Here is a 22,872-nt window from a genome sequence, read left to right on the forward strand (position 1 = left end):
TTATCGAACACCCAGGCTGAAAGCCCAACTTGATTACTTCGAGATCAGGCAGGTGCCGCCGGCTGCGCGATAGCGGGTGCAGATGGCCGCGGCCTCATCCTTCGAGCCGGCGACGACGCGGACGCGATAGTAGGTGCCCTTGCCGGCGATGTCGGCCTTGCGGATTTCAAGCGGATGATTGCCGATGATGCTGGCGAACTTGACCTTGAGGTTCGCCTGCGACTTCTGCGCGTCGGCTTCGGTCGGCAGGGATGCGATCTGCACTCCGTAAGCGCCGCCGCCCGCGGCAGAGGTCGCAGCCGGGGCTGCCGCCGGGGGGCTAGCCGATGCGACCTGCTTCGGCTGAACCTTGGGCTGAGCTTGGGCTTCCTGGGCCGGGGCAGCCGTACTGGCCTTGGCGGCAGGTTCGGGGCGTGCCGTCGGCACCGGGTTCGTCTTGACGACGCGGATCGGCGTGCTTTCGGCGCTGGCAGCGTCGGCGCTATCCGGCTGGGCTGCTGCGGGAGTATTTGACTGAGACGGGCGCGAATTGGTCGATGCGACCTGACTGTTCGCCGGCTTGGCGGCTGCGGTCGTGGTATCGGCAACCGGCTCGTCACGCGGAACCAGCGAGCCATCCGGCTTGACGATCATCGTGCGCACCTTGCGCGGAGAGACTGATGGCACCTGATCGTCGTTGTTGGCGGCGACGTTGGTGTTTCCACCATTCTGGTTCGGCAGCAGGCGCGGATCTTCGGTTTCACCGACCGGCGTCGACGTCACCTGATCGCCATCGCTGTCGTCAGGCGATACCGCCTCGGGAATCAGCGTCTTCTGGACGACATCAACCGGCTGCTCGTTGGAGGAGACAAGCTCCTTCTGCTTCGGCGCCGCCGTACTATCGCCAGCGACGCGATCGTAGACGGCTTTGTCCTGATTCGGAACGACGGTGCCACCCGGATTTTCCGGAGCGACCTTGATCGGATCGCTATCGGCCGCAATCACGCGCGGCTCTCCGGAGAAGCTGGAGATCGGCGCGCCGTGACGAACCCAGCTGTAGGCGCCATAGGCACCGACGCCAAGAACAACGATGACGGCTGCAGTCGTGACCATGCCGCGCACAGAGCGGACCGGGCGACGGTTGGCGGCGGGGTTCAACGTCATCCTGGCGACGTTCTCGACAGGCGTAGCCGCCTCGCGATAGCTGCGGCGGAAGTCTTCTTCCAGCGCACGCTCGAACTCGTCGAACTCCTCGATCGGCTGCTTTGCGACGGGCGCAGCAGGCTGGGCTGCCGCATTCTTGGACCAGGAAGCGGCGGCGGCAGCACTGCCAAGTGCGGCAACGGCCGGCTTGATCGGCTCGGGTGCGGCTTCTTTGGCAGGCGTACCGAGCAGGCTCGCCATTTCCGAATCGAGATCGAAATCAAATTCCGGCGGAACAGCGATCGGCTCCTCCGGCTCGATCGCCGGCAGATGAGGAACATGCGAACCCTCGAAGGTCTCGACACGATCCTCCGTCTCGGAGATTTCCGTGGGATCGAACGGCAGAGGCTGGTCGGCCTCAAATACGGGCGCTGCCGTGGTTGCGGCATGAGCAACATTTGCGGCAGGTGCAGCCGGCGCCGGTGCGGGTCGCATTGGCTGCGGCGCTGCGGCGGCAATCACCGGAGCGGCGGGGCCCGGAGCGACCGGCGTTGCGCGGGAAAGGATCGGCTCTGCGATCGGAGCGGCCGGAGCCTGCTGATGAGCAGCGGGAGACTTTTCGGCTTCAGCGAAATCGAGGCCGGCAAGTTCCATTTCGATATCGGCCAAATCGAATTCAAAGTCCTGACCGGCAAAAGGATCCTCCGCACCGAAGGTAATCGGCTTCGGCTCTTCATGCCGTGCGGCTGCCACGGGAGCGGCGGACAACTCTGCAGGCTCGGAAAACGACGCACTGAAATTGCCGAAATCCGGCTCCTCCTTCGCTGCAGGCGCATTGGCTCTGGATGGAACCGGATAGCGATTCACATCGGCCAGCAGAGCGTCGATCTCGGCGGAAAGCGCAGCCGGATCGGCCTTCGCGACCTTAGGCGGCTCTGGTGCCTGGAAGACGGCCGCAGCTGGCTGGGATGCAGCAGGCTGCGAGACGGCTTCCGGAGCGCGCGGAGGCTCGACAGGATCAAACGCCTCGAAATCAAGGGCATCATCGAACAGCGCTTCGTCAGACGTGGCTTTCGGCGCCGGCTGAGCAACAGCAGGCGCGACCGGCGGCGTGAACTGCTCACGCGAGGCGACGGGCGTTGCCAGGGCAAAGTTGGCAAGCGGCAACCGTATGGTGGCGGCAGCGGATTGCGGCGTCGGCTTCAGCACTGGCGCAGCCGCCTGCGGCTCGACAGGTGCAGCCTTCGGCGCTGGCTGCAGAACCGGCGCGATCGACATTTCCAGCTCGTCGATCAGATCGCGAGCGCCGATCGTCGGCTTCACCGGAGCCACAGGCTGCGGCGCAAGTTCTTCGAACTTCGGCTCTTCAAACTTGGGCTCGGCCTGCACCGGCTCAGCGGAGAGCGTAACGTCTTCATGGCTCGGCGGTGACACCTGCTCGACCGGAGCGGCGATGTCATTTGCCGGACTCATTCGTGGCGTATCGTAGCGTTCGAATTCGCGAAGAAGCTCGTCTTCCAGGTTGAAGGCCGGCTCCTGCCGTTGAGCCGCAGGAGTTGCCTGAGCAGCGGGGCGCGGCTCAAAACCCACGATACGAGCGAGTTCTGCGAGCGGATCATCATCCGCAAAGAACTCGTCGTTTCCGCTTGCGCGATACGCCAACTGTTTTTCTGCCATCACCCGTTCCACTCGCAAACACTACAGTTAATGCCAGCGCAATGTGGGTAAATGGTGACGTTTATCGCATTTCGTCCGGTGCTGCGGTCCCAGTTATACCAAGACCCGACTTCAAAACCGACGCGACAGCGTACACCAGCCCAAGTCTGGCAATGCTCAATTCTCGGTTCTTATCGTTAACAAAACGTAATTCCGGTAAATCTTTACCTTTATTCCAGTGTCCATGGAAGGAACTGGCCAGATCGTAAAGATAAAAAGCGATGCGATGCGGCTCCTGCGACTGTGCTGCAGCTTCGATGATTCGCGGGAATTCCGCAATCTTCGCAACCAACTGCAATTCAGCTGGATCGGAGATCGCGCCAATGACAGCTTTCGACAGATCAAGCGAGGCGATGTCGAGGTCCGGGAAGGCTTCCTTGGCCTGACGGAAGACGGACATGCAGCGGGCATGCGCATACTGCACGTAGAAGACCGGATTGTCCTTCGACTGCTCTGTAACCTTGGCGAAATCGAAATCCAGAGGCTCGGAATTCTTCCGGTAAAGCATCATGAAGCGCACCGAATCGCGGCCAACTTCATCGACGACTTCGCGCAGCGTGACGAAATCGCCCGAGCGCTTCGACATCTTCACCGGCTCGCCATTGCGGTAGAGCTTGACGAGCTGGCACAGCAGCACAGTCAGCTTCGCAGCACCGTCGGAAACGCCGCGGGCTACCGCTTCCAGCCGCTTGACGTAGCCGCCATGGTCGGCGCCGAGGATATAGATCATCTCGTTGAAGCCGCGGTCGAACTTGTTCTTGAAGTAAGCAACGTCGGCAGCAAAATAAGTATAGGAGCCGTCCGACTTGATCAGCGGGCGGTCTATATCGTCGCCCACTTCCGTCGAGCGGAAGAGCGTCTGCTCGCGATCCTCCCAATCTTCCGGCAGCTGTCCCTTCGGCGGCGGCAGCGCGCCCTTGTAGACATAGCCCTTGAAGGTCAGGTCATTGATCGCGGTGCGGATCAGTGCCGCGCCATTGGCATGCAGGGTGCGTTCGGAGAAGAAGACGTCGTGATGGACGTTCAGCGCCTCCAGATCCTCCCTGATCATCGCCATCATCGCATCGATAGCACGATCCTTGACGATCGGAAGCCACTGCTCTTCCGGCATGCCGCGCAGCTTGGTGCCGAATTCCTTGGCCAGCGCCTCCCCGACCGGAACGAGGTAATCGCCGGGATAGAGGCCAGCCGGAATTTCGCCGACCTGCTCGCCGAGCGCCTCGCGATAGCGGATGAAGACGGAGCGCGCCAGCACATCGATCTGGGAGCCGGCATCGTTGATGTAATATTCCTTCGTCACCTCATAGCCGGAGAAGGCCAGCAGGTTTGCCAGCGCATCGCCGACCACGGCGCCGCGGCAGTGACCGACATGCATCGGTCCGGTCGGATTGGCCGAAACATATTCGACATTGACCTTCTGCCCCGCGCCGAGCTTGGAGCGGCCGAACTTCTCGCCCTCGGAGATCATGGTTGCCAGCAGCCGCTGCCAGTAGCCGACCGAAAGGCGGATATTGATGAAGCCTGGACCTGCGACCGAAACCTCGGCAACGTCGGCATCTTCCTTCAGCTTGGCGACGATGATTTCGGCAAGCGCACGCGGATTCGTGCCCAGCGGCTTGGAGAGAACCATGGCCGCATTGGTGGCGACATCACCGTGGCTGGCATCGCGCGGCGGCTCTACGCCGATACGTCCGAAGTCGAGCTCAGATCGCTTTTCTCGCACAATATCAATTTGTTCGAGAGCGTTATTAATTCTTACTTCGAAGTCGGTGAAAAGGTTCATCATATCGTCCACGCATGAGCTTCGCGAGCCGCTATCGGCCCGACGCCGCCGCTGCCTACCGCAAATCGGGAGTCTGGTCAAACAGGCGCTTGTGGGCGCTGATGGCGTAGGTGTCCGTCATGCCGGCGAGATAGTCGCCGACATGCCTTGCCTTGGGGGCGATCGCCAGGCCCGCAATATGATCGACCCAGTAATGGCTCTGCATCTCCCTGGGATTTTCCATATAGGCGCCGAAAAGGTCCGTGACGATCTGCGCCGCGCCGGCACGGATGCGCATGATGTCCGGATGACGGTAGATACGCTTGAACAGCATCTGTTTGATCAGCTTGTCGGTTTCGGCCATCTCGGGCGAGAAGGTTGCGATGATCCGTCCGGCAGCACGGATGTCAGCGACATTGCCCGGCTTGATTTCGGCGAGCGCCTGCTGCGAAACGGCGATCACGTCCTCGACCATGCGGGTGATCTGCCGGCGCATGATCTCGTTCGTGAAGCGGCTCGCCTCCAGATGCGGGTAGCGGGCCCTGACCTCGGCCATCAGCTTGGCGAGAAAGGGCACCTCCTCCAGCATATCGAAGGTCAGATAACCGGAGCGCAAGCCGTCATCGATGTCGTGCGTATTGTAAGCAATGTCATCCGCGATCGCGGCGACCTGCGCTTCAAGGCTGGCATAGGAAGCAATTTCGAGATCGTGGATCTCGCAATAATCGAGGATTGGCTGCGGCACCGGACCGCGGATGCCCTTACCATCAGGCGTCATTAATGGCCCATTGTGCTTGACGAGGCCCTCAAGCGTTTCCCAGGTAAGATTGAGTCCGTCAAAATCGGCATAACGGCGCTCGAGCTTGGTGACGATGCGCAGGGATTGGGCATTGTGATCAAAGCCGCCATAGGGCAGCAGCACTTCATGAAGCGCATCCTCGCCCGTATGGCCGAAGGGTGTGTGGCCGAAATCGTGAACAAGTGCCACACCCTCCGCCAGATCCTCGTCGAGTTTCAGGGCACGCGCCAAGGCGCGGGCAATCTGGGCAACTTCGATCGTATGCGTCAATCGAGTGCGGTAATGATCGCCATCCTGAGCAATGAAGACCTGCGTCTTGTGCTTCAACCGACGGAAGGCGGTCGCATGGACGATCCGGTCGCGGTCGCGCTGGAATTCAGAGCGTGTCGGGCTCGATCCTTCTTCGTAGAGCCTTCCACGCGATTCCCAGGGATTTGTCGCATAGGCTGCCTTTTCCCCATACCCGAAACCCAATGCATGCGTATCAATCGTCATTATCAATCCATTCCGGCATTTGGCTCCCGCACCGCTATCGGCGCGACAGTCGTTTCCCTGCAATCGGTCCCCGGCCCTGTCCGGCAGTACGGACATATGCCCGCTCTTCGTACATTCCGGCCCATTGACGCCGCTTTGCGGCCTTCATACCTATAGACAAGAAAACAGCAAAATGGTGTGTGGCTCAACCACGAAACCATAGCTGTCAACGGCCTGACTTTCATGATAAAGGCTACGGATATCAGCCGTTTGAAAGTTCGACGGCTTATTATTGGTTCTCTCCGGATCTTGACCCCGGCAGGAGGAAAATATGACTGAGGCAAGTGTTACCCTATCGGATGCTGCGGCCAAGCGAATCGCTGCTATCGTCGGCGCGGATGCCGGAAAGCGCGCTCTTCGCGTTGCCGTCGAAGGCGGCGGGTGTTCGGGTTTTTCCTATAAATTCGATCTCGTTGAAGGCCCTGAGGATGACGATATCGTCGTCGAAAAGGACAATGCGACCGTCCTGATCGATCAGCTGTCGCTGGTCTATATGGCGGGCTCGGAGATCGATTTCGTCGACAATCTTCTCGGCCAATCCTTTCAGATCAAGAATCCGAATGCAGTCGCAAGCTGCGGATGCGGCACCAGTTTCGCGATCTGATCCCTACCCTCTTTTTCCACAATTTGATGACCGGCCGGGAGCCTTCGCTCCGGGCCGGTTTTCATATGGGCTGTAGTCAAGCCGATCGGCTGCGGATACAACAAGGCGAAGCAAAGGAATGAGCCGCCCATGAAAATCGCCACCTGGAACATCAACGGCGTCAAAGCGCGTATCGAGAACCTCTGCCAATGGCTGAAGGACTCGAACCCGGACATCGTCTGCCTGCAGGAAATCAAAACGGTCGACGAAGGCTTTCCACGTCTGGAGATCGAAGCGCTCGGCTATCACGTCGAGACACATGGGCAGAAAGGCTTCAATGGCGTTGCGATTCTTTCGAAGACGAAACCGGATGAGGTGAGGCGCGGTTTACCCGGCGACGACAGCGACGAACAGGCCCGCTTCATCGAGGCTGTGTTCTCCGTTGAAGGACACGGCGCCCTGCGGGTCTGCTGCCTCTATCTGCCGAACGGCAATCCGGTCGATACCGAAAAATACCCCTACAAGCTCGCCTGGATGGAGCGCCTGCGCAAATTCGCCTTGGATCGCCTGGCCATGGAGGAGCCTCTGATACTCGCCGGCGACTACAACGTCATTCCGGAGCCACATGATTGTTTCGACCCGAAGGTCTGGGAGAGCGATGCCCTCTTCCTGCCACAGACGCGCCAGTCCTTCCGTCAGCTCGAACATCTCGGCTTTACCGATGCGGTGCGCGCGACGACGGATGCAATCAAGCTTTATTCATTCTGGGATTATCAGGCGGGCGCATGGCCGAAGAACAATGGCATTCGCATCGACCATCTGATGCTGTCGCCCGAGGCTGCCGATCGCCTCACCGCAACGGCAATCGAGAAACATGTGCGCGCCTGGGAAAAACCGTCGGACCACGTGCCCGTCATCGCGCATCTTGATTTCGGGAGCTAGTCCGTTCGGCTGCAAGCACACCGCGCGGCCCGAGCAACAACAACGTCAGTAAAGCCGGCGCGATCAATCGGAGCCGGCAACATCAAGCTGATGGGCCATGGAGACCGCTACGCGGCGGTCGTTCTCGTTGGCAACGGAGAATGCCTGCTCCTGCAGGTCTTCCATCCAGCTGCAGTCCTTCGGCTTGCACTTGTCCAGCGCCGCCGTCATGAAGGCGAGACCGCGGATGGATTGGCCTTCCTGGAACAGGATATTGCCGAAGACGGCCATGGCGCCCGGATGGCCGCTCTTGCGGGCCTGGTTCAGCCATTTCTTGGCCTGCTGAACATTGGTGGCGCCGCCCTCGCCGGACAGCATCATCTGCGCCAACTGGAACTGCGCTTCCGGAACGCCGAATGTCGATGCCACCTGGAAATAGAGCTGCCGGGCCTGGTTGAGGTCGATCTTCACCGGGCTGTTGGGAATGCCCGTCTTGTAGTAGCTCGCGAGCGCCAGCAGCGCATTGATGAAGAAGCCGGTGTCTTCCGAGCCCGGTTCCACACCCTGCTGGGCAATCTCGCTATAGATCTTGAAGGCTTCGAAATCGTTCTGCGCCACGCCGTCGCCATCGGCATACATATTGGCCAAGGCCCAGCGTGAGCCGGTATGGCCTTTTTCGGCGGCATAACGATAGGCTTCGACTGCCTCTTCCTTCTGTCCGTTCTTGTAGGCCTTAAAGCCGAACTTGAAGAGATCGAACGGACCTGATTCCTTGGTGACGCCGGCATTGATATCGAATGCCTTGGCTTGACCCGCCAGTACCACCGCGGTGGCAAGGGACAGGCTGAGCATCATGACTCTCGCTGATATGAACTCGGACTTAAACATAACAGTCGATTTCTTTCGCTCCATTCGGACCTGTCACGGCACTTGCATAATCGCCGCCAGCTTCACGAATGTTTTCCCTGATGGCGCACGAGACTGGATCGTCCTTCGAAAAGGCATTTCCTGTGGCATCCAACCGATGCTGTTTGCCACAATTGCGAGCATAGCTTGCAATTATGTCCAAACCAGCATTTGCGCGGCCGCTATCGCATCCCACCATCGAAGCAGCACCTTCGTTCGCCTTCCGATGATGGAGCCCAAAGATCGGCCGGCTGACGACTTCCCTTGGCAGACAACGCGTTTTCGGCTGCGTCGGAAGCATCGCAGCTCCGATCCCGAATTGTTGCTTATGCCAAAGTGGAAGTTCACCCATCGACCGCTTACGCACTTTCTACAAGCTTGCCCCTGTGCCCACGTAATCGCTGCTCCCCATTTGTGGCGGGAAATGGACAAATTGTAATCTGATCACGTGGCTGCAATGTCTTGAAATAGAGTGTTGCTAATTCGTCACAAAGATTTTATCGAACTTGAGATTTCTTTAACCATAAATCAGGCAAAAGGGGCGGTTTGCGTTCCGCCTTTTGCCGATCAGACAAAGAAACGTCGCGAGGCTCGGAAAAGCTCGCGACGTTGATGATAGAGTGAAGGATCAGTCAACTAGCTCCTTCAATTCAATGGCTTATCGTCAGAAGCTGACTTTCACCGATGTCTGAAGAGCGGCGACCAAGTCATTGCCGAAGCTATAGGTCGCATCATTGCCGTAGACGACACCGCCGCGCGTGACCGGTCCGGATTTGCCTGATGTCATGAGGCCGAGAGCGCCGCCGAAATTGAACTGAACATGCTCTGTCGCCTTATAGGCCACGCCCGCGCCGAGGGTCCATGTATCGGAGTTCATGCCATAGCCATCGCTTGTACCGCGATCCCAGGTCAGGCTGACGGCGCCGCTCCACTTGTCATTGAACTTGTGCCCGACACCGCCGGTGATCGTCCAGCCGTCCCTGTACAGCAGATCAAGCGAGGTAAGCTCTGTGGGGCCATTGGCTCTGCAGGATATGCTGCGCGTGGAGCTCGGGCAGAGCGCTATGCTCTGAAGGATACTCCAGTTGGTCCATTTAACCGATCCGAAGGCCAGCCAATCAGGCGCGATGCCGGTCTGTACCTTCCATTCCAGGGAGTCGGGAGCATCGGCCGAGCCGAAAACAGACGTTACCTTGCCACCGAAGCCGGGGACAACAGGTGGCGGTACTTCGGTCAGGTCGACGCTGCCCTTCAGGTTGTCGTATTTGACCCGGCTGTTGTAGACGAGGCTCGTGCGGAAGGCATATTCCGGAATTTCGTAGGCGATACCCGCGCGCCAGCCCCAGCCGTGACCGTCGATGTCAAGCGAACCCATGCCGTTGTAAATGGCTGAAATCGGAGCCGGAGTGGCGTAGACGAGGCGCGACTTGTAGCCGCTGACTTCCTGATAGAAACCGCCGCCGATCAGACGCAGCTGACCCGGACCCGCATCGAACTTGTACGAGCAGGTGGCCGAATAGTTGTTCGTGCGAACCTTGACTTCGGTTTCGTTATTGGCGCCGGCCCAATTTGAACCTTCGTTGAGATGGCCGCCGAAAGGCTGCGAATAGTCGGCCATGCAGTCGAGATCATCGGTGATGCCGATCTTGAAAGCGGCATAGGGAATGGCGTAATTTTCCGACGCATCCGTCGAACGGCTACGGTTGTTGAGGTTGCCGTCAGCCGGGTTGATGTCCTTGGCGTTCTTCAGTTTACGGTCGGGCATGACGTAAGTAACGCCTGACTCGAATACATAACGGCCTTTGTCGAAAAGCAAATCAATATCATAGCCGCCACGATCAAGGCCGCCCGCAAAAGCAGCGGTCGCGAAAGACGAGCTGATAACGAGTGTGACTGCGCTCCTCAACGCAACAGAAAATGCCATTGTATCTCCCCCACATGTGCATTCAGTGGTTTGATTGTTGCGACGATCGCGTGAATTGGCAATGTGGCCCACAAGAGCACTGGCCATGTAAGAGAGTGATTGATTTACGTAAGAAAACGAACGCCGCCTCTGAAAATCCATCGGTGTAGGTAATTTTTTCTTTCGAAATAGCATTTTTAGCCCCTAATAGAATCTCATTCTTCACGGCAACAATTCTGTTACAATATGACAACAGTTTTGCTTTTCGAGCGTGTCCAGCAACTTTAGGGGTAATCTGTTTCGCCTGTGCGAAACTGACGGCGGATCCAGGGTGTTAGATCCCGTCAATCCTATCGATTCGAGAGAAATAAACAAAAAGGCACGCGGCGAACACCGCGTGCCTTTTTCGATCCCAGATCTCTACTTCCTTAAGCGAATCGCGATTCCTCAGTTTCGCTTCTTGTGCTTTTCACCTTCGATCGCACGCGTGTCCTAGCCGGCCTCGCTGACGCGGGCCAGCGCCACCTTGAGGCTGGACTGCTGCCCCTCGAGCTCACCGAGGCGCTCGCGCTCGGCGGCCACGACGTCCGGATTGGCATTGGCAACGAACTTCTCGTTCGAAAGCTTGCCGGCAATGCGGGCAATTTCCTGATCGTTCTTGGCAATCGCCTTTTCGAGGCGCGCTTTCTCGGCGGAGAGATCGATGAGGCTGCCAAGCGGCAGGCAGATCGTCGCCTCGCCGACGACGATCTGAGCGGCACCCTTCGGTGCGGTATCGGCAAGCGAAACCGCTTCCACGCGCGCCAGCCGCTTGATGGCGGCATCGTGACGGAAGAGGCGCTCGCGCGTCAGGCTATTGGCATCGACAACAACCAATGGCGCCGTCGCGGCCGGCGGCACGTTCATTTCCGAACGAACGGAGCGAATGCCGGAAACGAGATCGATCAGCCAATTGATTTCATCGGCGGCGACATTGTCGGCATAGGACGGTGCCGGCCAATCCGCATGGCAGATCAGGCCCTCACGCTCCTGCCCCTCGCCTGCCGTGTGCGCCCAGAGCTCCTCGGTCATGAAGGGCATGAACGGGTGCAAAAGCTTGTAGGTCTCTTCGAGAACATAGGCAGCGCAGGACTGAGCCTCCGCCTTGGCATTCTCGTCTTCGCCATTGAAGATCGGCTTCAAGAGCTCAAGGTACCAGTCACAGAACTGATTCCAGATGAAACGATAGAGAGCGCCTGCGGCATCATTGAAGCGGAAGCTTTCCAGCGCTTCGGTAACGTCACGCTCCGCACGCGCCAGCTCTGTCAGGATCCAGCGGTTTACGGTGAGCTCGGCCGCTTCGGGCACGAAATGCGGATCGCTCTTTGCACCGTTCATTTCGGCAAAGCGCGTGGCGTTCCAGAGCTTGGTGCCGAAGTTGCGGTAACCGGCGATGCGGGCCGGATCGAGCTTCACGTCTCGACCCTGCGCGGCCATGATCGCCAGCGTGAAACGCAGCGAATCGGCACCGTACTGATCGATCAGTTCCAGCGGATCGATGACGTTGCCCTTGGACTTCGACATCTTCTGCCCGTTCTTGTCGCGAACGAGAGCATGAATATAGACCGTGCTGAACGGCTCGACGGGATTGCCGTTCTCATCCTTCATGAAATGCAGGCCCATCTGCATCATGCGAACGACCCAGAACGGAATGATGTCGAAGCCGGTCACAAGGAGGTTCGTTGGATAGTAGCGCGCCAGTTCCGGCGTCTCGTCCGGCCAGCCGAGCGTGGAGAACGGCCAGAGTGCGGACGAGAACCAGGTGTCGAGCACATCTTCATCGCGCGTCAGAATTTCGTCGGGCTTGAAATTCTCCAGCAGGTCCTCGACATAAGCCTTCATCGGCCCTTCATGCGAGAGATAGTGCTGGATCGCGGCCTGCAGCGCTTCTTCCTCGGATTTTTCGACAAAGACCTGCCCGTCCGGGCCATACCATGCCGGAATCTGGTGACCCCACCAGAGTTGACGGGAAATGCACCACGGCTCGATATTTTCGAGCCAGTTGAAATAGGTATTCTCCCAATTCCTGGGCACGAACTTGGTTCTGCCCTCGCGAACGGATTCCAGCGCGGGCTGCCCCAACGTCTTGTTGTCGACGAACCACTGTTCCGTCAGGCGCGGCTCGATCGGCACCCCGCCACGATCGCCATGCGGCACGGCATGCGTATGCGGCTCGATCTTGTCGAGCAGGCCCGCCTCTTCGAAGATACGAACGATGATCTTGCGAGCCTCGAAGCGGTCCTTGCCTTCCAGCTCGTCCCAGGCGCCATGCAGCGCTGCCGGATGATCGAGATCCTGGAGGAAGTCCTCGTTATCCTTGATGGTGATCGAGGCATCGACGTCCATGACGTTGATGGCACGCAGTCCGGCGCGCTTGCCGACTTCGAAGTCGTTGAAATCATGCGCCGGCGTGATCTTTACCGCGCCAGTGCCGGCAGTCGGATCGGCATAGGAATCGGCGACGATCGGGACCCTGCGGCCAACGATCGGCAGGATGACATGCTTGCCGACAATACTCCGATAACGCTCGTCTTCCGGATTGACCGCGATGCCAGTATCGCCGAGCATCGTTTCCGGACGCGTCGTCGCAACGACGATATAATCGCGCGTTTCGAATTCGGTCGGCTTGCCTTCCTCGTCGAAGGCGATCGGATATTGATAGGTAACGCCGGGCTCCAGCGGATAGCGCAAGTGCCAGAGATTGCCCTTCACCTCATGCTGCTCGACCTCCATATCGGAGATCGCCGTCAAGAGCTTCGGGTCCCAGTTGACGAGGCGCTTGTCCTTGTAGATCAGGCCTTCCTTGTAGAGCGTGACGAAGACTTCGAGAACGGCCTTGGACAGGCCCTCGTCCATGGTGAAGCGTTCGCGCGACCAGTCGCAGGACGCGCCGAGGCGCTTCAGCTGGTTGAAGATCAAACCGCCCGATTCGGCCTTCCATTCCCAGATCTTCTCGATGAAGGCTTCGCGGCCCATCTTGCGGCGATCCGGCTGCTGGCGCTCGGCGAGACGACGCTCGACGACCATCTGCGTGGCGATGCCTGCATGGTCCATGCCCGGCTGCCAGAGAACATCCTTGCCGCGCATGCGCTCGAACCGCACCATGATGTCCTGCAGCGTGTTGTTCAGCGCATGACCCATGTGCAGCGAACCGGTCACGTTCGGCGGCGGGATAACAATGGTGAAGGTTTCCGCGCCCGGCTTGGCGTTCGCACCGGCGCGAAAGGCGTCGGCCTCATCCCATTTTTGGGCGATCTTCGGTTCGACGGTGGCGGAATCATATGTTTTGTCGAGCATTTTATGACCGGATCTAGAGGACTGGGTGATGCGGGTTGTAAATAGGATGGCCGTGGGCAAGTCAATAAAAAAGCCGCCCCGGAGCCCGGAGCGGCGGATCAGCTACCCGAAGCTCAGGCTTGTCAGCGGCGCGGACCGCGGGCCACTCGTTCGATTTCTTCACGCACGAGACGTTCCACAAGGGTCGGCAAGTTGTCGTCGAGCCATTCCTGAAGCATGGGTCGGAGCATCTCTTGCGCCAGTTCATCGAGAGAACGGCGCGGGCCGCCATCGACGATGGCAGCCAGCTCTTCAAACGAGCGGGAAACCTGTGCGCCGGCGGCTTCCGACATCAGCGGCGATGCGGATACGGCCTGGGCCGATGGCGAGGATGCAGCCTCCGCTTGCACCGCAATGGTTAGTTCTGACGCCTCAAAAATCGGTGTCTCGGCGGATGCTGCGACCTGAGGCACCGCAGAGGCAGCCGTCGGCCTCTGCGCTTCCATCTCAGGTTCAACCTCGGCCACCGCCGGCATAACAGGCGGAGCGACCGGCGCGGCAACATCCGCAATGGCCTGTCTCAGGGGGGTGTCGGCGATCGGCTCGACGTGCACCTCGGCAAGGCGCGCAGCCATGGCGGGCGGCAGCTCGCGCGGCTGTGGCGGCTCACGCCCCGCATTCAGCAATGCGGCGGTATTACGCTCGGAAGCAGCACGCACACGCGCGGCAACATCGGCCAGCGACAGACCGCGGCCGCCAGCTTCCGGCTCTGCAACCGGCACCTGGGAGTTTGCCGCAACGAAACGAGGATCCTGTTCCGCTGCGCGCGCCCGATCGGCGGCAGCGAACTCTTCATCCACAGTCAATTGAATATCGTCATCACGCATGCCGGTGCCGGCGAAATGCGTTGAGGGAACCGGCTTGGCGCCTACGGGTTCGTTGCTTTCGATGATCCTGCGGATCGACGCCAGAATCTCTTCCATGGACGGTTCACGCACTACATTTGGCTGAGCCATATTCATCCCCGTTTTCCCATATTCAGCGACCGGAAACCCGCACCACAAACTCGCCAGGCGGCACCCGAATCAGGGCCACCCTAGATGACTGCCTTCGGGAAAAAAATCACCTGAAAAGCACTAAACCCGGTGATGCACAGTTTTGTTACGATCACGACGAATCGCTTTGCTAAGCACGATTCTGCCACAGGCGGCGACAATAAAAAACAGGCGCCAAAAGGCGCCCGTCGCAAGCTCAAAAATAGCTCGTCCAGAAAATCAGAAGACGAATTCCTTGGCCTTGGCAAAGCCCGGAAGCGGCTTGATCGAGGCGTTGAAGAAGACGTTTTCCGAGAAGGCACCGCGCTCGCGCATGAAAACGGTGGCTCGGGCGGCATGACCATAGCCGATGACCGTGATCAGGCGGCCGTCTTCGCCGAGCTGGTCAAGCAGGCCCTGCGGCAACTGCTCGATCGAGCCGTTGAGGAAAATCACATCGTAGGGTGCATCGGCGGCATGCCCCTTTTCAAGGTCACCGCCAACAACGGTTACATTGTCATAGCCAAGCGCGGCAAGATTGGTCTTCGCCTGAGCTGCGAGCTCCTCGTTGGATTCAAGCGCGATAACCTTGCCGGCGAGAAGCGAGAGGACGGCCGACACGTAACCCGTGCCACAGCCGACATCGAGAACCTTGTCGTCCTTGGTGATCGCGCCGAGCTGCAGCAGCTTTGCAAGTGGCGAGGCTTCCATGAGGAAGCGCCCGGGAGCGACCTCGATATCGCAATCGACATACGCCAGGAGCTTCGACTTCTCCGGTACGAAGTTTTCGCGCGGTACGGCGAAAAATGCATTCAACACGGAATGGGAGGTGACATCCGTCGTCCGGATCTGGTTCTCGACCATCTTCACGCGCGCTGCTTCGAAATCCATCTTATCCTCTTGCGCCCTTGGTGCCCGAACGGGCTGGCTCTACTTTCTGTTACGCGTGTCTTAATCGCCTGACGCTGCGCTTTCAAGGCATTGCCGCAACAGGCGCCGAGATTCATGGTGAGGCGTCGCCGACGAACAACAATCGACCCCTTAAATTCGAGCCAGCGCCTTTTGATACTCGGGATTCTGCAAGGATTGCTAATCCGCCATGTCCCAGACCGGAACGCCCGTTAGCAAAATGTTAACTTCACACGACCACGCTTCAGGACATTGGACCCGCCCGGGTGGGTGACCAATCGACCTTCCGGCCCGAAGCTATTCGGCCCAAACATTAAATTTGAATAGAAGGTGGCTGGGATGCCTGTTTCTCTCGTTCTTTTCGTCGTAACGTCGCTGCCGCTGGTGGTTTTTCTGGCCGCGAGCCTTTCCTCGATGATGTAGGTTTTCCGAATGAGGCTTTCGCTCTTCGCTGCCGCGCTTCTCCTTCTCTTACCCCAGGTCGCGTTGAGCGAGGAAACGTCAAGCGAGGATGAGCCGAAAGAGACAGCCCCGATCATCGGACATGTCGTTACCGGAAAACAGCTCGACGAATGGTGCGAAGAGGACCGAACGCTTGCGTCTGTCTATATCCAGGGCATTCTCGACGAGGCCCAGCGGACGAAGAGCCTGACAATCCGAGCCACGAAGCAGACTCCGAAAAACTCATCGCGCTATGAGCGCTACCTTCAACAGTTCGTCGGCGCTTTCTGTCTGCCGCCCGAGCTCAGCAATACAAAGGCGACGACAATAGCCTGCAAATGGATGGCGGAGCACTCCTGGCAGCTCGAGCGACCTGCAAGCTCGTTGATCGCACGCGCCTACAAATTCGCCTTTCCTTGCCTTGAGGAATAGTCGTTCTTCCGCAATGGTGGCTAAGAACCGACACGAGACAGCTAAAACTTTCGCTGAGGATTGAGAATCATCCGAAGCGACCACGCCCCTGCCCGTCCGCGGACCAAATACGCAACGGAACCGGTAGCTCAAGCGAAGATCTCAGTCAGGCCGCAGATCGCGAGGCTTGATGCGCGAAGACGTCACATCGCATTTGCGTTGACAATTACTAAGTACGACTTATAATTAGGACGCTGAATTTGATTGACCTCTAGTCCAGCGAAAGGCGGCCCAGTTTTTTCCCTAGACTGGACCGCTTTTGCTTTTGTGGAAGCACGAATTCTCTATTCATTTGCTTCGCACTTTCAGCACCGAACCGGATCGGCGTTCGATTGCATTTGTCACTTGGGCGATGCCCGAAGCTGAAACGCCGACACCCGCCATCCTCAACTCCCGCAACTCCTCAGTACCTTAAGCGTCATTTCAGTTTCGAATGCGACGCTGTGACGGGGATAGGGAGTATCAATGTCGTTACCGAAGTCGCAGTGGCTTGCGCTGACACCGGTCGAGCGCAGGAAGCTTGCTCGCCTAATTATGATTCGACTGCTGCCAATCTTCGGTGCTTTGGCACTGCTCGGTATCGTGTCGCTTATGATGTTTGCTCAATAGAGAATTTCGAAAGATCGAACGCGCCACCGCCGTCCTGCACACTGGGCAGGCAGATGCCGGACTACCCGTGATCGGAGCAAATGGAATAGGCACCAGATCATTGCTGGCAGCCAATGAGACAGAAAACCGAACATAGAACGGATTGCCACATTTAACTTCGGTATAGCTGAATGCTTCAGGCCCAAATCGCGCTGAAATTCCGCAGAAAAATCAATTGCTTATTGTTGATTAAGGGAAATTGGAGGCCTCGCCCGGAATCGAACCGGGGTGCAAGGATTTGCAGTCCTCTGCGTAACCACTCCGCCACGAGGCCATCCGAAAGCAATTTGCGTTGTGGTGGCGCGGATTTAGAATGATCCAAAGAAAACCGCAAGAGGCTTATTCTGAATTCTGTCCTTTTTTCACTCTGAAGAGAGAATTGCCCGCTGCTCGTGTGTAAGCCTTCAATGCGGGTGATGAAATGCATTGCGCCCAAGACGGCAGGAGCGTCGCAGATGTGCCAATATCGGCCGAACGGCTTTCATGCTGGAAAAGATGTCGTCACCGTCGACGTAAACGAGCAGAATGCGGGCGCTGTCGGCTTTTACGAGCGGCTCGGATTCAAGGGGACGGGGCGCGCCGATGTCGACGATCAGGGCCGCCCCTACCCGATCCTTCATTTGCGATGGCAAAGACCGACCGCGCCATGAGGCGCTGCTGCCGATGACGCTTCATTTCAGATGCTGTGGCGACCATCTTGGATTTTGGCGAACCGATGGAAACTGAGGGCGAAAATTCATTGCTGGATCGCGACGCAGCCATCCTATCGGGCGCCTGGAGCTGCCAGCCCATTCAGGTAGGTTATGGAAACCTGTGGTGGCTGTTAGCATTCGTACTACCGGTTTGTAAGCCACCCACGGACCGGACAGTGCCGCGTCCGACGAGACTACGCCCCCAGTAATGTCGTCGGACGCACCATGGCCAAGCGCCCATCAACCGCATCGCAACCAAGCGCGATTCCAGACGGTCTCTCACCTTCTCTTTTATAGAGTGATGCGCGTGCGCCACCACGGGTTTCGTTGCCGGGAATCGTTTCAATAGTTGCGACTCAGAAGAACCGCGACTCGGGCGGCCATCCGGATTGAGGGGCAATCGGCTGCGCCCGGTCTCAGGAGTGCCCATAATCATATGGCGGCGGCTTCCTGCCCTCGCCCGCCCCAAATCAGCGCGCGTATCGCCTTAACAGCCGGAGACGTAAACGCTTTCTGGACTTATAGAAGACAAGCCATCCAAACGAGATGGCAAACAGGCTGGGATCAGACGCCCCGTGAATTGCGTCATTTTTGCAACAACGCCGGTTTTCGAGTAGTGCACATATAGTTCCGTCCCCTTAGTATCTTGCCAAATCACTGAAGCAGGTTCAGGAAATAGTTCGCGAAGCTTATTACTTCGCACCTACTGATAGGGAACATGAACGGGATGGGGTTGGGCACGTCGTTTCTCGGCGCGATATCTCATGCCCAATCAAGAAAGATTGGAGTTATTATGAACATCAAGAGCCTTCTTCTCGGCTCCGCTGCTGCTTTGGCAGCAGTATCCGGTGCTCACGCTGCTGACGCTATCGTAGCAGCTGAGCCCGAGCCGCTGGAATACGTCCGTATCTGCGACGCATACGGCGCTGGCTACTTCTTCATCCCGGGCACCGAAACCTGCCTCAAGATCGGCGGCAAGGTTCGTACGGAAGGTGAATGGTACAACGCTTACAACCGCGACAGCCATCAGGGCACACTCTGGCACACCCGTGCTGAGTTGAACGTCGACACCGCGACCGACACCGAGTACGGTCCGCTGAAGACCGAAACCATCGTTCGTTGGGACTGGAACGACGGCGGCTCCACATCCACCAACCTGCTGTGGTCCTACATCAGCCTCGGCGGCTTCACCGTTGGTAAGAAGGACTCGCAGTACAACCTGTACATCGGTTACGCCGGCGACGTCATCAACGACGACGTGATCTATGACGGTCCGTACGAACTCAACCAGCTGACCTATGAATATGATGCCGGCAACGGCTTCTCGGCTGTGATCTCGCTCGAAGATTCCAACTCCGCCACGACCGGCTCGGCATCCTACGGTGCAAGCTGGTGGACGGACGACAAGACGAACCACTACGCTCCTGACGTCGTCGCCGGTGCCGGCTTCAAGTCTGGCGCATGGGGCTTCAAGGTCGTCGGCGGTTACGACTCGATCGTCGAAGAAGGCGCCATCAAGGCTCGTGTTGACGCTGACTTCGGCGCATTCACGGCCTTCTTGATGGGCGGTTGGAACACCGACGGCGACAAGCTCAACAAGTACGCAGGCACCAACCAGGACGTCTCCGCTTGCACGGCACCGAACGGTACCGTCAATGCATCGAAGTGCGGCTGGGGTGACTGGGCTGTCTGGGGCGGCGTTGGCGTTCCGTTCAACGACAAGCTGAAGTGGAACCTCCAGCTCGCCTATAGCGACTCGAAGATCTTCGAAGCAACCACGAACCTGAAGTTCAACCCGGTCAAGAACCTCCTGGTCGAGCCGGAACTGACCTACGTTCACTATGACTATGCCCACGACGACACCGTTTCGGGCATCCTGCGCTTCGAACGCAACTTCTAACCTGATCAGACTTGACCTCCGATCAGAGAAGGAAGGGGGCCGGCTTTCCCTGCCGGCCCCCTTTTTGTTGTAACACCCGCAATCAGCGGCTCCTCCTGCGATCAATACGCGTGTCATAAGGATCTCCAGTCAACGAAAAGGGGAACCTAGTCGCTGCCCTGGCGTTTAGCGATGAAAGGGACATGGCTGAATACAGGAGTTAGAATCTTGAAACACCACCTTGCCTCACTCGCCTTGAGCGTGACGCTGGCCATAGGCTCGGCGCTACCCGCCGCCCTGCCCGCAATGGCCGCGCCGCCGAGCAATCCATCCATATCGCGCGCGTCTGATATTATCCTTGTGCAAGAGCGTGGATCGCGCCGATGGGGCGATGACGACCGTCCCCGCTGGCGCGATCGCGATCGCCGTCACTGGCATGGTGACCGCGGCTGGGATCGCCGCCGTCATTGGGATGACAGATGGCGGGACGACCGTCGCTATCATCATCGCCGCCATGGCGGCGTAATATTCGAGATTCGGCCCTAGCGTACCGGCGCTGCGGGCAGTTGGCACATCGCAGCTGATGTGCCGGCTGCCAAACTGCCGCCACACGCAGGCAACCGGTCACTTCGAGGTATAACGCAAACGATACGGCCGCCACCGGAACTCCGGCAGCGGCCGTATGGGTTTAAGAGGAACCTGCGCCGGCCCTTAAGTCTTCCGATCAGCGGCAGACGCGCACGTGGCGCACAACCCAGCGCCCATGAATCTTGCGCTTTACCTTCTTCACATGGCAGTGATGATGATAGTGGTGATGACGATGATGATGCATCGGAGCGGCCTCGGACGGCACGCTGAAGGCAAAGACCGACGCCACAGCTACTGCAGAAGCAAGAATCAGATTTTTCATGTCGAACCTCTAAAGCATTGGGGGACTATGCTGCGCGGATCGCGCATTACGTTCATGCGCCGCATGGCATTAACGACACATGAACATGCTCTCACATTCGCGAGAGCAACCATACCTTGAACTAATTTTTTCAGAAAGACCACATATATCCACCCGAGAGATCCCTTGGCGGGCTCTCGACAATCACGAATGCATCATTTTGGCACGATCTCATTAGCCCGCTACCATTCACCATCCCGTGGGAAGAAAAGTGCAGCGCAAGATATTGTTATTGCACCGCAAAAATCCTGAATGAGTCATGCGCTCGATTTTCAGTCGTCCACCGAACGAAGGGGCAGCAGGCGCCGAATACGTTCGTCGCGAAGATAAAGACCACCCCACGCCATGACGCCGAGTAATAAACTTATAAGTTGTGGAGGCGACCCGATTTCTCCGAGACGCAGATGGGCGCAAATTGCACCGCCGAAGAACCCGGTCGTCAGGATCGCTCCAAGGACTGCCGTGCGCGGAATTGCGTAAAGAATGACGCAGACGAAGATGATCAAACCCACCACCGTAGCCAGATTGGCGGGAAAGCCCGTCTCCTCCATCTGCGCGCTGATCAAGGCTGGCGCAAACAGATCAACCGCCCCATCGGCCACCAATGCAAGAATCACAATTACGCTAAGAACCCATCCCACCGCCACTCCACCACGAAAGCTCGCATTCTCGGCCATCTTATCCCCCAAATGTGCCAGATTTGGCCCACATCCCCGATTGCCCCACCGGCATTGACGCCTGGCTGACAGGTGGCGGCAATCTGGCATGAATGGGAAAGACCGGTCAACGAAGATACCGCTGTCGAACCAGGCGAGCCTCGGCCGAAGTCAGTGCTGCGGGGCATGCACAATAAAACTGTAAAAATGTGCTGCTATAAGCCTGGCCGCACTCATCAGCTTTGATGAATTACGAACACAGGATTAAGTCAATCGGGCACGCTTGCTCCGATATCAGCTTCAATTCTGTAGAAGAAGAGTGGCTCCCCGGGCCGGATTCGAACCGGCGACCTGTCGATTAACAGTCGAATGCTCTACCGCTGAGCTACCAGGGAATGCGCTTGGCGCGGTGTGAGCGGGGTAATACAAATGCTTTCCCGATTTGCCAAGCGGTTTTTTCAAAAAAAATGCATTCTCTTGCATTATTTCCTCGCGCCACCATTTCCTGTGGATGACCGATCAAAGCGAAACGACAGCAAATGCCGATCGGAATGGCCGGAAAACCCGCCATTTTGGCATTGATCCCTCGACCCGCGAGCTGGTTTTCGGCTCCGTGAGAATTCCCCTACCTCGATCGCGTCTTGCCCGCGTCGGCGTGGGGATAGCCCTCATTTTCGGCGGACTGCTCGGCTTCCTGCCGGTGCTCGGCTTCTGGATGCTGCCGCTGGGCTTCATCGTGCTCTCGCACGATATGCCTATGGTGCGCCGTTGGCGCCGCCGCTTTGCCGTATGGTGGACGCGAAAACGCCGCCCGGCAAACTAACTCTTTTATCTTATCCCGCACGAACAGGACGAGCCGGATTGCCGACCACAGTCGCGCCAGCGGCAACATCCCTGGTGACGACCGCGCCGGCGCCGATGATCGCGCCGTCCCCCACCGACACGCCGCCGACTAGGATCGCGCCGCCGCCGATCCAGACGCTTCTACCGATCTTCACCGGCCGGGCGACTTCCAGACCCGCCCCGCGCAATTCGGCATCCCTATGATGTTCGGCGCAATAGATATGGACGCCCGGTCCCAGCATGCTGCCGTCACCGATGCGGACGCTGGCGCTATCGAGGATCGTGCAGCCGGCATTCATATAGACCCGACGGCCGAGCGAGATATTGATGCCATAGGAGCAATGAAACGGCGCCTCGATGAAGACGCTCTCGCCGATCTCGGCAAAGAGCGCAGACAAAGCCGGCGCAAGATTGCCCCGCTGGGCGGGCGGCATCGTGTTATGTGCATGCACTGCCTCGCGCGCCTGCCAGCGCAAGGCATCGAGCTCCGGATCGAAACAGCAGTACCACTCCCCCGCTGCCATTTTCTGCCGCTCGCTGAGACCCATATTCTCATTCCTCCAATGCCATCCGAACGTCCTGCCGGTGATCTTGCAACACGGCTCGGGGCACAGGCAAGGAGGACCATCGCGTCTTTCCAACCGACCAGCAATCTGTGGGCGAACAGGCGCAGCCCACACCTTTTGATCAGCAGAACCTCAAATGCACGATCCTGCGATAAGCGCTGCTCCGCAAAGCCGCTGCGCGTGTGAAAAAGCCCGTCAATGCGGGATTCTTGCCCACAACAAA

Annotated in this window: 18 protein-coding genes and 2 tRNA genes; 7 read left to right on the forward strand and 13 right to left on the reverse strand. The window is 58.3% G+C overall.

Annotation, left to right across the window (positions count from 1 at the left end; translation table 11 throughout):
• Positions 1 to 33: 33 nt before the first annotated feature.
• From FBZ99_RS02660 to FBZ99_RS02670, 3 genes are all read right to left on the reverse strand, one after another.
• Positions 34 to 2,799: an SPOR domain-containing protein gene (locus FBZ99_RS02660; RefSeq protein WP_113352627.1), complete on the reverse strand. Its 2,766-nt coding sequence runs from the start codon at positions 2,797 to 2,799 to the stop codon at positions 34 to 36.
• Positions 2,800 to 2,860: 61 nt separating this feature from the next.
• Entirely contained in the window at positions 2,861 to 4,621 is a 1,761-nt protein-coding gene (argS, locus tag FBZ99_RS02665; RefSeq protein WP_113352686.1) for an arginine--tRNA ligase, read from the reverse strand.
• Between the two features lie 55 nt (positions 4,622 to 4,676).
• Entirely contained in the window at positions 4,677 to 5,894 is a 1,218-nt protein-coding gene (locus tag FBZ99_RS02670; protein ID WP_113333491.1) for a deoxyguanosinetriphosphate triphosphohydrolase, read from the reverse strand.
• A gap of 310 nt (positions 5,895 to 6,204) precedes the next feature.
• Between FBZ99_RS02670 and erpA the strand changes: the two genes are divergently transcribed.
• On the forward strand, positions 6,205 to 6,537 hold the full coding sequence (erpA, locus tag FBZ99_RS02675) for an iron-sulfur cluster insertion protein ErpA (protein ID WP_113333492.1): 333 nt from the start codon (positions 6,205 to 6,207) through the stop codon (positions 6,535 to 6,537).
• A 129-nt stretch (positions 6,538 to 6,666) separates the two neighbouring features.
• Positions 6,667 to 7,458 carry an exodeoxyribonuclease III gene (gene xth, locus FBZ99_RS02680; protein ID WP_113352628.1) on the forward strand — a complete coding sequence of 264 codons (792 nt, stop codon included), beginning with the start codon at positions 6,667 to 6,669 and terminating at the stop codon, positions 7,456 to 7,458.
• 63 nt (positions 7,459 to 7,521) lie between these two features.
• Here xth and exoR read toward each other — a convergent pair whose 3' ends face one another.
• The 5 genes from exoR to FBZ99_RS02705 all read right to left on the reverse strand — a co-directional run bounded on the left by exoR (position 7,522) and on the right by FBZ99_RS02705 (position 15,486).
• The gene (gene exoR, locus FBZ99_RS02685) at positions 7,522 to 8,325 is read right to left on the reverse strand and encodes an exopolysaccharide production regulator ExoR (protein WP_069611965.1); all 804 of its coding nucleotides are present in this window, start codon (positions 8,323 to 8,325) and stop codon (positions 7,522 to 7,524) included.
• A 682-nt stretch (positions 8,326 to 9,007) separates the two neighbouring features.
• Positions 9,008 to 10,267: an OmpP1/FadL family transporter gene (locus tag FBZ99_RS02690; RefSeq protein WP_113333494.1), complete on the reverse strand. Its 1,260-nt coding sequence runs from the start codon at positions 10,265 to 10,267 to the stop codon at positions 9,008 to 9,010.
• A gap of 471 nt (positions 10,268 to 10,738) precedes the next feature.
• Entirely contained in the window at positions 10,739 to 13,582 is a 2,844-nt protein-coding gene (locus tag FBZ99_RS02695; RefSeq protein WP_145631288.1) for a valine--tRNA ligase, read from the reverse strand.
• 122 nt (positions 13,583 to 13,704) lie between these two features.
• The gene (locus FBZ99_RS02700; protein WP_113352687.1) at positions 13,705 to 14,577 is read right to left on the reverse strand and encodes a DUF2497 domain-containing protein; all 873 of its coding nucleotides are present in this window, start codon (positions 14,575 to 14,577) and stop codon (positions 13,705 to 13,707) included.
• Positions 14,578 to 14,835: 258 nt separating this feature from the next.
• Positions 14,836 to 15,486: a protein-L-isoaspartate O-methyltransferase family protein gene (locus FBZ99_RS02705; protein WP_113352630.1), complete on the reverse strand. Its 651-nt coding sequence runs from the start codon at positions 15,484 to 15,486 to the stop codon at positions 14,836 to 14,838.
• Positions 15,487 to 15,936: 450 nt separating this feature from the next.
• On the opposite strand from FBZ99_RS02705, the gene FBZ99_RS02710 reads away from it, so the two are divergent.
• Complete coding sequence (locus FBZ99_RS02710; protein ID WP_113333497.1) at positions 15,937 to 16,377, forward strand: Rap1a/Tai family immunity protein; 441 nt, start codon at positions 15,937 to 15,939, stop codon at positions 16,375 to 16,377.
• Between the two features lie 887 nt (positions 16,378 to 17,264).
• On the opposite strand, the gene FBZ99_RS02715 is transcribed toward FBZ99_RS02710, so the two are convergent.
• Positions 17,265 to 17,338, reverse strand: a tRNA-Cys gene (locus FBZ99_RS02715).
• Between the two features lie 181 nt (positions 17,339 to 17,519).
• Here FBZ99_RS02715 and FBZ99_RS02720 point away from each other — a divergent pair.
• The 3 genes from FBZ99_RS02720 (at position 17,520) to FBZ99_RS33755 (ending at position 20,161) form a co-directional block, all read left to right on the forward strand.
• On the forward strand, positions 17,520 to 17,714 hold the full coding sequence (locus tag FBZ99_RS02720) for a hypothetical protein (RefSeq protein WP_197044209.1): 195 nt from the start codon (positions 17,520 to 17,522) through the stop codon (positions 17,712 to 17,714).
• Positions 17,715 to 18,549: 835 nt separating this feature from the next.
• On the forward strand, positions 18,550 to 19,656 hold the full coding sequence (locus tag FBZ99_RS02725; RefSeq protein WP_069611958.1) for a porin: 1,107 nt from the start codon (positions 18,550 to 18,552) through the stop codon (positions 19,654 to 19,656).
• A gap of 370 nt (positions 19,657 to 20,026) precedes the next feature.
• Positions 20,027 to 20,161 carry a hypothetical protein gene (locus FBZ99_RS33755; protein WP_267904003.1) on the forward strand — a complete coding sequence of 45 codons (135 nt, stop codon included), beginning with the start codon at positions 20,027 to 20,029 and terminating at the stop codon, positions 20,159 to 20,161.
• 198 nt (positions 20,162 to 20,359) lie between these two features.
• On the opposite strand, the gene FBZ99_RS02735 is transcribed toward FBZ99_RS33755, so the two are convergent.
• The 3 genes from FBZ99_RS02735 to FBZ99_RS02745 all read right to left on the reverse strand — a co-directional run bounded on the left by FBZ99_RS02735 (position 20,360) and on the right by FBZ99_RS02745 (position 21,635).
• On the reverse strand, positions 20,360 to 20,545 hold the full coding sequence (locus tag FBZ99_RS02735; protein ID WP_069611956.1) for a hypothetical protein: 186 nt from the start codon (positions 20,543 to 20,545) through the stop codon (positions 20,360 to 20,362).
• A gap of 311 nt (positions 20,546 to 20,856) precedes the next feature.
• Positions 20,857 to 21,261, reverse strand: coding sequence for a DoxX family protein (locus tag FBZ99_RS02740; RefSeq protein ID WP_113352632.1), 405 nt, complete (start codon positions 21,259 to 21,261; stop codon positions 20,857 to 20,859).
• A 299-nt stretch (positions 21,262 to 21,560) separates the two neighbouring features.
• Positions 21,561 to 21,635, reverse strand: a tRNA-Asn gene (locus FBZ99_RS02745).
• Between the two features lie 116 nt (positions 21,636 to 21,751).
• On the opposite strand from FBZ99_RS02745, the gene FBZ99_RS02750 reads away from it, so the two are divergent.
• Entirely contained in the window at positions 21,752 to 22,063 is a 312-nt protein-coding gene (locus FBZ99_RS02750; protein WP_113352688.1) for a hypothetical protein, read from the forward strand.
• A gap of 10 nt (positions 22,064 to 22,073) precedes the next feature.
• Here the strand turns inward: FBZ99_RS02750 and FBZ99_RS02755 are convergent, their stop codons facing one another.
• Positions 22,074 to 22,631: a sugar O-acetyltransferase gene (locus FBZ99_RS02755; RefSeq protein WP_113352633.1), complete on the reverse strand. Its 558-nt coding sequence runs from the start codon at positions 22,629 to 22,631 to the stop codon at positions 22,074 to 22,076.
• Positions 22,632 to 22,872 lie beyond the last annotated feature (241 nt).

Origin of the sequence: Rhizobium sp. ERR 1071 (assembly GCF_007828675.1) — a bacterium.
GTDB lineage: Bacteria > Pseudomonadota > Alphaproteobacteria > Rhizobiales > Rhizobiaceae > Rhizobium > Rhizobium dioscoreae.

Bases quoted from the DNA above. Each gene is read 5' to 3' on its own strand.
- FBZ99_RS02660 (WP_113352627.1), bottom strand. From the start codon at position 2,799: ATGGCAGAAAAACAGTTGGCGTATCGCGCAAGCGGAAACGACGAGTTC.
- argS (WP_113352686.1), bottom strand. From the start codon at position 4,621: ATGAACCTTTTCACCGACTTCGAAGTAAGAATTAATAACGCTCTCGAA.
- FBZ99_RS02670 (WP_113333491.1), bottom strand. From the start codon at position 5,894: ATGACGATTGATACGCATGCATTGGGTTTCGGGTATGGGGAAAAGGCA.
- erpA (WP_113333492.1), top strand. From the start codon at position 6,205: ATGACTGAGGCAAGTGTTACCCTATCGGATGCTGCGGCCAAGCGAATC.
- xth (WP_113352628.1), top strand. From the start codon at position 6,667: ATGAAAATCGCCACCTGGAACATCAACGGCGTCAAAGCGCGTATCGAG.
- exoR (WP_069611965.1), bottom strand. From the start codon at position 8,325: ATGTTTAAGTCCGAGTTCATATCAGCGAGAGTCATGATGCTCAGCCTG.
- FBZ99_RS02690 (WP_113333494.1), bottom strand. From the start codon at position 10,267: ATGGCATTTTCTGTTGCGTTGAGGAGCGCAGTCACACTCGTTATCAGC.
- FBZ99_RS02695 (WP_145631288.1), bottom strand. From the start codon at position 13,582: ATGCTCGACAAAACATATGATTCCGCCACCGTCGAACCGAAGATCGCC.
- FBZ99_RS02700 (WP_113352687.1), bottom strand. From the start codon at position 14,577: ATGGCTCAGCCAAATGTAGTGCGTGAACCGTCCATGGAAGAGATTCTG.
- FBZ99_RS02705 (WP_113352630.1), bottom strand. From the start codon at position 15,486: ATGGATTTCGAAGCAGCGCGCGTGAAGATGGTCGAGAACCAGATCCGG.
- FBZ99_RS02710 (WP_113333497.1), top strand. From the start codon at position 15,937: ATGAGGCTTTCGCTCTTCGCTGCCGCGCTTCTCCTTCTCTTACCCCAG.
- FBZ99_RS02720 (WP_197044209.1), top strand. From the start codon at position 17,520: ATGTGCCAATATCGGCCGAACGGCTTTCATGCTGGAAAAGATGTCGTC.
- FBZ99_RS02725 (WP_069611958.1), top strand. From the start codon at position 18,550: ATGAACATCAAGAGCCTTCTTCTCGGCTCCGCTGCTGCTTTGGCAGCA.
- FBZ99_RS33755 (WP_267904003.1), top strand. From the start codon at position 20,027: ATGACGACCGTCCCCGCTGGCGCGATCGCGATCGCCGTCACTGGCATG.
- FBZ99_RS02735 (WP_069611956.1), bottom strand. From the start codon at position 20,545: ATGAAAAATCTGATTCTTGCTTCTGCAGTAGCTGTGGCGTCGGTCTTT.
- FBZ99_RS02740 (WP_113352632.1), bottom strand. From the start codon at position 21,261: ATGGCCGAGAATGCGAGCTTTCGTGGTGGAGTGGCGGTGGGATGGGTT.
- FBZ99_RS02750 (WP_113352688.1), top strand. From the start codon at position 21,752: ATGACCGATCAAAGCGAAACGACAGCAAATGCCGATCGGAATGGCCGG.
- FBZ99_RS02755 (WP_113352633.1), bottom strand. From the start codon at position 22,631: ATGGGTCTCAGCGAGCGGCAGAAAATGGCAGCGGGGGAGTGGTACTGC.